Annotated in this window: 7 protein-coding genes and 2 pseudogenes; 6 read left to right on the forward strand and 3 right to left on the reverse strand. The window is 66.9% G+C overall.

Annotated features, from left to right (window positions below):
* The first annotated feature begins 227 nt into the window (after positions 1-227).
* The 3 genes and pseudogenes from ACFU8W_RS24150 to ACFU8W_RS24160 all read left to right on the forward strand — a co-directional run.
* On the forward strand, positions 228-434 hold the full coding sequence (locus ACFU8W_RS24150) for an alpha/beta hydrolase-fold protein (RefSeq protein WP_384040768.1): 207 nt from the start codon (positions 228-230) through the stop codon (positions 432-434).
* A gap of 159 nt (positions 435-593) precedes the next feature.
* Positions 594-1,118 carry a VOC family protein gene (locus ACFU8W_RS24155; protein WP_384040724.1) on the forward strand — a complete coding sequence of 175 codons (525 nt, stop codon included), beginning with the start codon at positions 594-596 and terminating at the stop codon, positions 1,116-1,118.
* A gap of 120 nt (positions 1,119-1,238) precedes the next feature.
* A pseudogene (locus ACFU8W_RS24160) lies at positions 1,239-1,723 on the forward strand (transposase family protein); the annotation flags it as partial.
* Between the two features lie 116 nt (positions 1,724-1,839).
* On the opposite strand, the pseudogene ACFU8W_RS24165 reads toward ACFU8W_RS24160, so the two are convergent.
* Positions 1,840-1,947: pseudogene (locus ACFU8W_RS24165) on the reverse strand (RidA family protein); the annotation flags it as partial.
* Between the two features lie 91 nt (positions 1,948-2,038).
* Positions 2,039-3,856 (reverse strand): multicopper oxidase family protein, encoded by a 1,818-nt coding sequence (locus tag ACFU8W_RS24170; RefSeq protein WP_384040727.1) that lies wholly within the window; start codon positions 3,854-3,856, stop codon positions 2,039-2,041.
* A 259-nt stretch (positions 3,857-4,115) separates the two neighbouring features.
* Here ACFU8W_RS24170 and ACFU8W_RS24175 point away from each other — a divergent pair, with 259 nt between their 5' ends.
* Positions 4,116-5,246, forward strand: coding sequence for an integrase core domain-containing protein (locus tag ACFU8W_RS24175; RefSeq protein ID WP_384040729.1), 1,131 nt, complete (start codon positions 4,116-4,118; stop codon positions 5,244-5,246).
* Between the two features lie 191 nt (positions 5,247-5,437).
* On the opposite strand, the gene ACFU8W_RS24180 is transcribed toward ACFU8W_RS24175, so the two are convergent.
* Entirely contained in the window at positions 5,438-5,908 is a 471-nt protein-coding gene (locus ACFU8W_RS24180; protein WP_384040732.1) for a VOC family protein, read from the reverse strand.
* Positions 5,909-6,574: 666 nt separating this feature from the next.
* On the opposite strand from ACFU8W_RS24180, the gene ACFU8W_RS24185 reads away from it, so the two are divergent.
* Together ACFU8W_RS24185 and ACFU8W_RS24190 are read left to right on the forward strand one after the other, a co-directional pair.
* Complete coding sequence (locus ACFU8W_RS24185) at positions 6,575-7,060, forward strand: GNAT family N-acetyltransferase (RefSeq protein ID WP_384040735.1); 486 nt, start codon at positions 6,575-6,577, stop codon at positions 7,058-7,060.
* Between the two features lie 135 nt (positions 7,061-7,195).
* Positions 7,196-9,208: an alpha/beta fold hydrolase gene (locus ACFU8W_RS24190; protein WP_384040738.1), complete on the forward strand. Its 2,013-nt coding sequence runs from the start codon at positions 7,196-7,198 to the stop codon at positions 9,206-9,208.
* Positions 9,209-9,386 lie beyond the last annotated feature (178 nt).

Consider the following 9,386-nt stretch of genomic DNA (forward strand, 5'->3'; position numbering starts at 1 on the left):
GACGCCGAGTCCCTGAGCGAGACGTGTAGGTGCCATGCGGTAGGGCTCTCCCGCCGAGCGCAGGCGCCACAGGATTTCGTACTCCCACAACTTCAGGCCGTGCCGCGCCAGGGCGGCCTCCTTCTTTTGCTGCAGGTGCCGCACGAGCTTCTGCATGCCGGTGACGGTTCCCTCCAACTCCGGTACCGAGCCAGGGACTTCGCGCCCCCTACGGCAGCAGCCAGTTCATCGACTCACCCGGCACCGGCTGCTACCACTCCTACCTGTGCGAAGAGGTCGTGCCGTACGTCGACGCCCGCTACCGCACACTCCCCGCGCGCAACCACCGAGCCATCGCGGGCAAGTCCAGCGGCGGACTCGGCGCCACGGTCACCTCGATGCTCCGCCCAGATCTGTTCGGCGCCTTCGCCACCTGCCGGAGCGAACGAGAATGAGCCTTTTGCGTCCTCAGCGCGAGGTTCTGGAGGAAGGACGGCTATGACCAGGGCGCTGACGAGGGTCGTGCTGATTCCGGGATCAACTAGGAACAGAACTGTCCTAGTTGATCCCTAGTGTCGTCACGTCACGAAGAACCACAGGAGGGGACGGCACCGATGAGTCAGACTGCACCCGAGGGCTACACCAGCGTTGCACCGTGGGTGGTCACCGACGACACCGGCGCACTGCTCGACTTCATCACCGTCGCGTTCGACGGCGAAGAGATTGCACGGGTGCCGGTCGAGGATGGCACCATCGGTCACGGCGAGATCCGAGTCGGCGACACGGTCGTGCTGGCCTTCGACCGACGGCCCGACTGGCCGGTGATGTCCTCGCTGTTGCGGGTCTATGTCCCGGACGCGGACGCTGCCATGGCCGCTGCTGTTACGCACGGGGCTCAGGTGATCACCGAGGCTGCCGACAGTGCGTGGGGGGATCGCGGCGGCAGGGTGCGGGACCCGTTCGGCAACATTTGGTGGGTGATGAGCCGGGTCGAGCACATCGCACCGGACCTTGCCTGGCAGCGAATGTCCGAGCCGCAGTACGCCGAGGCGATGCGTACGGCCCAGGAGACCCTGGACGCCGCGCTCAGCGGTCGGGAGGCAGGGGTGGCCAGCACCCCGCAGCGCCCAACCCACTGAGATCAACTTCCGACCTGACTGCAGGCGACGGGAGTTGAGGGCCGGCAGCAGTGCATAGACGCAACGAAACTCGTGGCAGACGGTATCTCGACAGATCACCCGTACCGCCAGGAGCTTCGCCTGCTTGCCTACCCATCATCAATAGATCTGTCCACCCACACCCTGAGGTACCTGGCCGGTCAACTCAGCGCCCGGCGGCTGGAGATCGGCACACGCTCGCGGCGCCTGACCGCCGGCCGTCAGGCGCTCCTTGCGCTAGCTCACCTGCGGGGCGGCGACACCTATGCCCAGCTTGCCGCTGGATTCGGCATCGGGATCACGACCGTCTACCGATGCGTCCGCGAGGCCGTCGACGTGCTGGCCGCCCTCGCGCCGACCTTGGCCGAGGCGATCAAGACGGCCTCGACGAAGGCGTTCGTGATCCTGGACGGCACCCTGCTGCCGATCGACCGGATCGCCCCGACACTCCGTACTACTCCGGGCAACACAAGCGGCACGGCATGAACGTGCAGGTCCTCGCCGATCCCTTCGGACGTCTGATCTGGGCGTCTGCGGCGCTGCCCGGCTCGAACCACGATCTGACTGCCGCCCGCAACCACGGCCTGTACGCCCGCTCTGGCCGGGTCGTCACCTCGCACTGGATGGATCTCGCCACCGCCGGGATGGAGCTGCTCCCAGGGACGAAGGCTGCTGGTCGTGCCGCCACAGCGTGTCAGTCGGCTCAAGAATCGAGCACGGCGGCGACGGCCTCGATCTCGACGAGTTGGTCCTTGTAGCCGAGCATGGTGACGCCCATCAAGATGCTTGGGACGTCATGGTCAGCGAACGAGTACAAACGCCGCCTCGCGCTGCTGCGCGAGCAGCGGTGAACGCCGCGCACCGGCACCGCTATGCGCAGGAGAGTGGCAGAGCCTCTGCCGTCATCCGACCCTGTAGGGGCGCATCATCTCGTTGTCCTCGTGTTCGAGCATGTGGCAGTGCCAGACGTACCGGCCCGCCCGGTCGAACGTCGCCTTCAGCCTCGTGACGGCACCCGGGTAAGCGACTACGGTGTCTTTGAACCCGCGCTCCCATGGCTCTGCGGGCTGGGCGGCACGGCCGGCCCGCTGTCGGTCGAGGACCTGGAACTGGACCTCGTGGACATGGATCGGGTGGGCATCTTTCGTGAGATTGTGAATCTCCCAGATCTCGGTCGCACCTAGGGCCGGATTCTCCGTGACGGGGTCGTCCCAGCGCCTCGGCACAGCGGCGCCACGTCGGTTCAGGGTGCCGAGCAGCAGTTGTCGGGGTCCGACATGCGGGAGTGACGCGGAGTTCTGCTCACTGAGCGAAAGCCGTCGGATGCGGCTCGCCTCTCCCAAGGGCTCGAACGACGGCAGCGACAGCTGGGAGGGTGGGGCGGTTGTGTCCGGCGTGGTGAGTGCTCCGATCGTAAGCTTGATGACCTGTCCAGTGGTGGCCGGGTCCGCCGGGGAGAAGTCCGAACCCACTTTCCCGCCCTGGAACGCTTTATCGGGGCCCTCGTTGATGAGATACAACTCGGTCCCGACCGGTACCGACGCGAAGTCGACGATCACGTCGGCGCGCTCGGCCGGAGCGATGAGCAACTCGTCGCGCCGTACGGGTGTGGGAAGGAAGCCTCCCTCGTTGCCGATTTGCCAGAAGGGAATTACTGCGTGCGCGGGCCTACGCGCGAGCGGGCGGGTGGCGATCTTCAGGATCAGGTACCGCGAATTGCATCCGTTGAGGAGCCGGAACCGGTAGCGGCGCGGTTCGACTTGAAGGACCGGCCAGGTTCTCCCGTTGGTCACCATCGTGTTGCCGAAGAACTCGGGGCTCCAGATCGGAGGGATGTCGCTGGCCGGAATGTAGGGGCCCCTGAATCCGTCGAAGGCAGCACGTCCGGCCGGGTAGAAGAGGCTGCCGTCGACGTGGAACGAGCGATCCTGGATGACGAGAGGGATCTCGTAGTACTTCCGACCGGGCGGATCACCGGCCCGGGGTGCGGGACCGGGCAATATCCCGTCGGGAAGGTCCGCAGGGCCGCCTCGCAGGAGGTAGAACCCTGCCAGTCCGGCGTAGACGTTCAGCCGCGTGACGCCCAGGGCGTGATCGTGGAACCAGAAGGTCGAGGCTCTCTCCGTATTGGCGTACTGGAACACGGCGTCTCCCCGGCCCCAGGTGTCGCCGAACTGGTCCTCGAACTTGCCCTTGAACTCCTCGTAGAATGACCCGACTTCGGCGTATCCCGCAGGAAGGTCGACCGCGCCGGGAAGGTACCAGGCTTCGGTGTAGCCATCGCTCTCCTCCGTGTTCCGCCCGCCATGCAGATGCGTCACGATCGGTACCGGACCCGAGTACGGTCCGGGTGTCGAGCGGAATCCGGGACGTGTGTCCCGGGCCGACACTCCGCCCGCAGGGTTCGCCCAGTGCAGTGTGGGGTCGACCGACAGCAGGTGCGGCAAGTAACGGCCTTTGCGATCAAGCAGCTGGTTCTTCCACCTCACCCGAACAGGTGTTCCGAAGTGGGCCTCGACGGTGAACGCAGGATAGTGGAAGCTGCGCGGATGCAGGGTTGAGCCGTACCCCCACACGGTTGTCGCCGGCAGTCCGGGGGGCAGCACCTGCTGCTGGAACTGTCGCACACCGATCACGTAGTGGTCGATGCGATCAGCGACGGCGCCGCCAGCCTGCGGCATGGTGGATGGGACGACGAGCCGTGTGACGTACTTGTCCACCGTTCTCGGATCCAGAAGGCCCTTGTCGCCGGGCGTTCGGAGACGTGGAGCCGCGGTGACTGCCGGAAGGAGCGCGAGCATTCCGCCGGCCGCTGCCTGCACGACACGCCGCCTCGTGACCACCTAAATCTCCAACACTTGTCGGACTGACTCCGGCGCTGCTTCCTTCCCCCAGCTCCGCCCGACGGTGCCCCGAGACCGCCAGCAAGCGCCGGGCATGATCAGCCTGCCGCAGCTTTCAGCTCCGCGCGTTGCTGTAATGCTCCAGGGGAGGGATCTCAGCCAGATCGCTCGGGTCCGCTATGAGTGCGCCGACCGGATCTGGCTGGCCGTCTTTTCCCGGCTGGTCCCGCGGGAGCGCTGGCGTCAGGTCTTCGCGGTCACGCCGACCACGCTGCTGGCCTGGCACCGACGCCTGGTCTCCCGGACGTGGACATTCACCGAGCGCCGCCACCCGGGACGGCCCCCGACTGCGCCCGCCGTCAGGCAGCTCATCCTGGGTCTGGCGCGCGAGAACAGCACCTGGGGACACCGCCGCATACAGGGCGAGCTCGTCCGCCTTGGCTACTCCATCGCCCCGTCCACCGTATGGGAGATCCCGCAGTCCTCGGGAGTCGACCCCGCGCCGCATCGCTCCGGCCCTACTTGGCGTCAGTTCCTCACCACCCAGGCCCACGGCATCATCGCCGCCGACTTCCTGCACCTCGACACCGTGACGCTGGGGCGCCTGTACGCCCTGATCTTCATCGAGCACGGCACTCGCGGACTACACCTCGCCGACGTCACCGCCCACCCCACCGCGCAGTGGACCGTCCAGCAGGCGAGGAATCCCGCCATGATGTTGGGGTGCCGGATGGCCTCGCTGCGCTTTCCGCTGCGGGACCGGGATGCGAAGCGCACCGACGCCTTCGACGCCGTCTTCCAGGCCGACGACGTGCAGATCCTGCTCAGCCCGCCGCAGGCACCGAGAGCGAACACGATCTGCGAGAGAGCCGTGGGCACCCTCCGGCGCGAGCTCCTCGACCGGACCCTGATCTACAACAAGGCCCACGCCCAAGCGGTCCCGGCCGAGTACATTCGGCACCACAACCAGCGCCGCCCCCACCGGTCCCGGCAGCAACTGCCCCCCGGACAGCTCCAAACCACCCGCTCCAGCCACCGTCACCGACCCCCAGGCCCAGCGAATCCGGCGACAGCCCCTCCTCGGCGGCCTGATCAACCAGGACCAGAGGACCGCCTGACCGAACGGCCTCGTCGCAGCTCACAGCACCGAATCGTATTTTCGCGCGACACAGGGGCATCTGGGGATGCGACCTGCTTGCCACCGTCCCCCTCAGTGGGGACAACCCCGTCTGGGCTCTGGTGCACCGCATTTGGGCTGCTGTGGTGAGCCTGTGGAGGGCGGTTCCGTGGGACGAATTCCGGATTCGAGATTGCTGCCAATGGACCTCTAGCGGCCACCTACGTCGTGGTCGTAGACAAGGCCTACGACCACGACTACCTGCCCGATGATTTTGCCGGAGCAGCTCGCTGCTGCCCGTACCGCACGACGACGACGCACGTGCGGAACGCGGTGGTGGGTCAGGCCGGGGCGTCAGCGTCCTGCATGGAGGCCGCGAACGCCTCGGGGCCCTGCTCCGCCGCCGCCGGGTCCATCCACATGACCTGCCAGCCGTGGCCGTCGAGGTCGAAGAAGCTGCGTGAGTACATGAAGCCGTAGTCCTCGGCGTCGTCCGCCTCGGAGCCGCCCGCCGCGAGCGCAGCGGCGCTGACCGTATCGACCTCATCGCGGGATGACACGCTGAAGCAGTACAGCGCCAGCGTGTGCGTGGTGGGATCGGCCATCGGCAGTTTCGCGAACTCCGCGAACTTCTCGCGGCTGAGCAGCATGACGAAGGCGTGCTCGCCGACTAGCATGCAGGCGGCGGTCTCGTCGGTGAACATCGGGTTGAAGCTAAACCCGAGCTCAGCGAAGAACGCCTTGCTGCGCTCGAGGTCCGCTACGGGGATGTTCACGAACAGCATGCGGCCGGGGTGTGCGGGATTGGTCATGGTGGGTCTCCAGTCGGTGGCTCGATGGCGTGCGTCCTGGTAGACCGGCCCAGCCGGCGGAACTCATCGGTGGATCTCGGCTAAGTCACAGTCGCAGCGTTGATCGATATCACGGCCGCAGCTCAGAGACCCGGCCCTTCACTTCTTCGGCTACTGGTGGACGTGGCCCGCCCGTCGACACGCGCCCTGACGATCGTCGCCCTCGCCGTCGAAGCCGACGTCCCGCGCAACGCACTAACCCAGCGTCACACCGACCTGAAGAACGAGTTCTACGACAAGGTCCGCGCCCGCGGCGGCACCCCGGACAGCGAGCAGCGCTTACGCGCAAGCAGGTCCGCCGACTCAAGGAACTACGGGCTGCCGACGCGGAGGAGATCGCCCACCTCAAGGCCGACGTCGCAGCTCTCGTCGGCGCGCTGCACCAAGCAACAGCCGAGAACCAACTCCTACACCAGCAAATGGCAGACCGTACGGCCGTGCTCCGCCCACTGCCTTCTCAGCGTCACTAAGCGTTTTCAACCCGCTTCCTTGTGCTGCGTCTCGCTGACCTGCGTGATGCGTGGACTCGGTTCATTGAGATAGACCACAATTGTCCGTCTCACGTGGTCTCAGTTGCCCCGGCTTGGAGAGCGGCGTGGATAGGGTTTCGCCATACCGTATTCACCGATGCCGCTCCAACTCGACACGGCTCGGCTGACGTTGCGTCAGTGGACCGAGCCCGACATCGACGCCCATCGCGCGCTCGTCGCCGAACGGGGTGGTGGCATGCCGTCGATCGAGGACAACCGGCGGATGATCGAGGATCAGCGGGCTGCGTCGGCGCTGACAGGGATTGCTCTGCTGCCTGTCATCCGCCGCGATGTGGGCGACTTCATCGGGTATTGCGGGCTCACTGTCGGTCGGGCTTCTGTTGACGAGCCGGAGATCGCCTATGAGCTGTTCCGGCGCGTGCACGGACAGGGCTATGCGACCGAGGCGGCTTCCGCGGTGCTCGATGCCGCGATCGCGACCGGACGGAAGCGGCTCTGGTCGACGGTGCGTTCCTGGAACGCGCCGTCCTTTCGCGTCCTCGACAAGCTTGGGTTCGAGCGCGACCACGTCTCGACCGATGACCGCGGCGAACTGGTGTGGCTCACCCGTTCCCTGCCGTAGGAGACGCGCTGCGGTCAGTTCGAAGTGGCTCCGCCACGTCGGAGGCACCACCGCCGAGCCGGTTCTCCTCGGTGCGGTCCCCTCAGATTGTCGGACCCCTGTCACAGTTCGGGGGCGGCGGGCAGGATGATCGTCATGATCCGTGCCTTGGATGATGCCGCCTCGTTCCACGACCTGTTCGCCACACACCCTCGCCTGACCGACCTGGTCCTGGCGCCCGACGGAACGCACTTGATCGCGTCCGTGCAGATCATCAACGACCAGGGAACCAGGCGCGTTTCGCGGATATGGGAGGTGGACCCCTCAGGCGAGCGCGAGAGCCGCCCCGTGGCCCGGTCCGTACAGGGTGACTTCGCTCCCGCTTTCGCCGCCGACGGCACACTGCTGTTCCTCTCCGGCCGCGAGAGCACCGATTCCGCCGCTGAAAGGAGCGAGAGCCAGGGCGTGGGCTTGTGGGCACTGCCGGACCGCGGCGAGGCCAGGCAGATCGCCCACCACCCGGGAGGTATATCCGCCTTCGCCGTCGCCAAGGATGCCCGCACGGTCGCCTATACCGCTGATCTGCTGCCTGGCGCGGTGAGTGCCGAGGCATACGCCGAACTTCGTCGTGAGCGCGAGAGCAACCTGGTCAACGCAGTTCTGTACGAGGCGACCACACCGTGTGGCTTTGGTGCAGGCCTCGGCCCTGACGAACCCCACACCTTCGTCCTGCACGCCGACGGGGCTCCGGTGAACGCCGGCAGCCAGGGCCTGACGGGCACGGGAGAGACGGCGCTCTCGCCGGACGGATCACTGGTGGCCTACACGCGGGCCGCGACGGGCCGCGTTCCCGACATGAATGTCGTGGTGGTCGCCGACGCTGCCACTGGCGTCGAGCACCACACATTCTCACGCACCGGTCAGCAGTACTACCGCCTGGCGTTCACGGCCGATGGCTCGGCGTTGGTCTGCCAGCGCCAGCGAGAGGAATCCTATGACAGCGAGTGGCGAATCACGCTGGTCGCGTTCGACCTGGCTTCGGGTGAAGAGACCGACCTCCTGCCGGAGTTCGACAACTGGCCGTGGCCGGGACGCGCGGTCCTCTCGCCGATCCGTGGGGATGCCACGCTGTGGTTCACCGGTGACGAGCGGGGCCACTGCCCGATCTTCCGCCGCGACGCGGACGGCACGATCACCCGCCTGACCGCATCCGGCGCCTACGCCTCTCTCTGCGTGTCGCCCGATGGGACCACCCTCTATGCACTGCGCAGCACGATCGTCAGCCCGCCTCGAGTGGTTCGGCTGAATGCCGTCACAGCCGATCAAGAACCCGCCTTCCTCAGGGCCCCCGGAGACCTCGACTCGCTTCCCGGCACACTGGCCGAAGTACACGTCGAGGCGGACGACGGTTTCCCGTTGCACGCCTGGCTCGCGCTGCCCGAGGGTGTCTCGGCCGAGCGCCCAGCGCCGCTGATCATCGCTCCGCACGGCGGACCACAGATGTCCTGGAGCGCCTGGACGTGGTTGTGGAACCCATGGCCGTTCGCGGCCCGCGGCTACGCGGTGCTGCTACCGGATCCGGCGCTGTCCACCGGCTACGGGCAACGCATGCAGGAGCGCGGCCGGGGCCAGTACGGCGGTCAGCCCTACCGGGATCTCATTGCGCTGACGGACGCGGCACTGGCACGCGACGACCTCGACGCGACCCGGACCGGCCTCGCCGGCTGGTCCTACGGCGGCTACCTGGCTAACCGGGCCGCGACCCTGACTGACCGCTTCAAGGCGATCGTCACCCACGCCGGGATGTGGAACCTGGAGGCGTTCCAGATCGACACGGACATGCACGCATACTTCCGGAAGATCTTTGGCGACCCGCGGACGCAGCGCGAACGGTACGAAGCTAACTCGCCCCACTTCCACGCCGCGAAGGTGACGACGCCGATACTGCTCGTGCACGGCGGCCAGGACCACCGCGTCCCGATGGGCCAGGCACTGAGCCTGCACAGCGATCTGCAGCGGCTCGGGACGCCCGTCAGCTTCCTGCACTTTCCGGACGAGGGCCATGGGATCGGGGCGCCGAACCACATTCGCCTCATGTACGAGACGGTGCTGAACTTCCTCGACCACCATGTCCTCGGACAGGAGTGGCGGCGCCCCGGAATGCTCTGACTGATCATTCGAACCCGCCAGAGCAGTTCGCGGGTGGCGTCCCGGTCCTGCACCCTGCGCCGCAGGGGTTTCGTTTCCTCCCCGCCTGAAGGACTCTGCTGAGGAATCCGCAAAACGGGTTGTCAGGCCGCGAGCATGAGGGCTTCGAGGCGGGAGATGTGGGTGCCGCCGAGTGGAG

The sequence above is a fragment of the Streptomyces sp. NPDC057565 genome, from assembly GCF_042801455.1.
In the GTDB taxonomy this organism is placed as follows: Bacteria; Actinomycetota; Actinomycetes; order Streptomycetales; family Streptomycetaceae; genus Streptomyces; species Streptomyces yanii.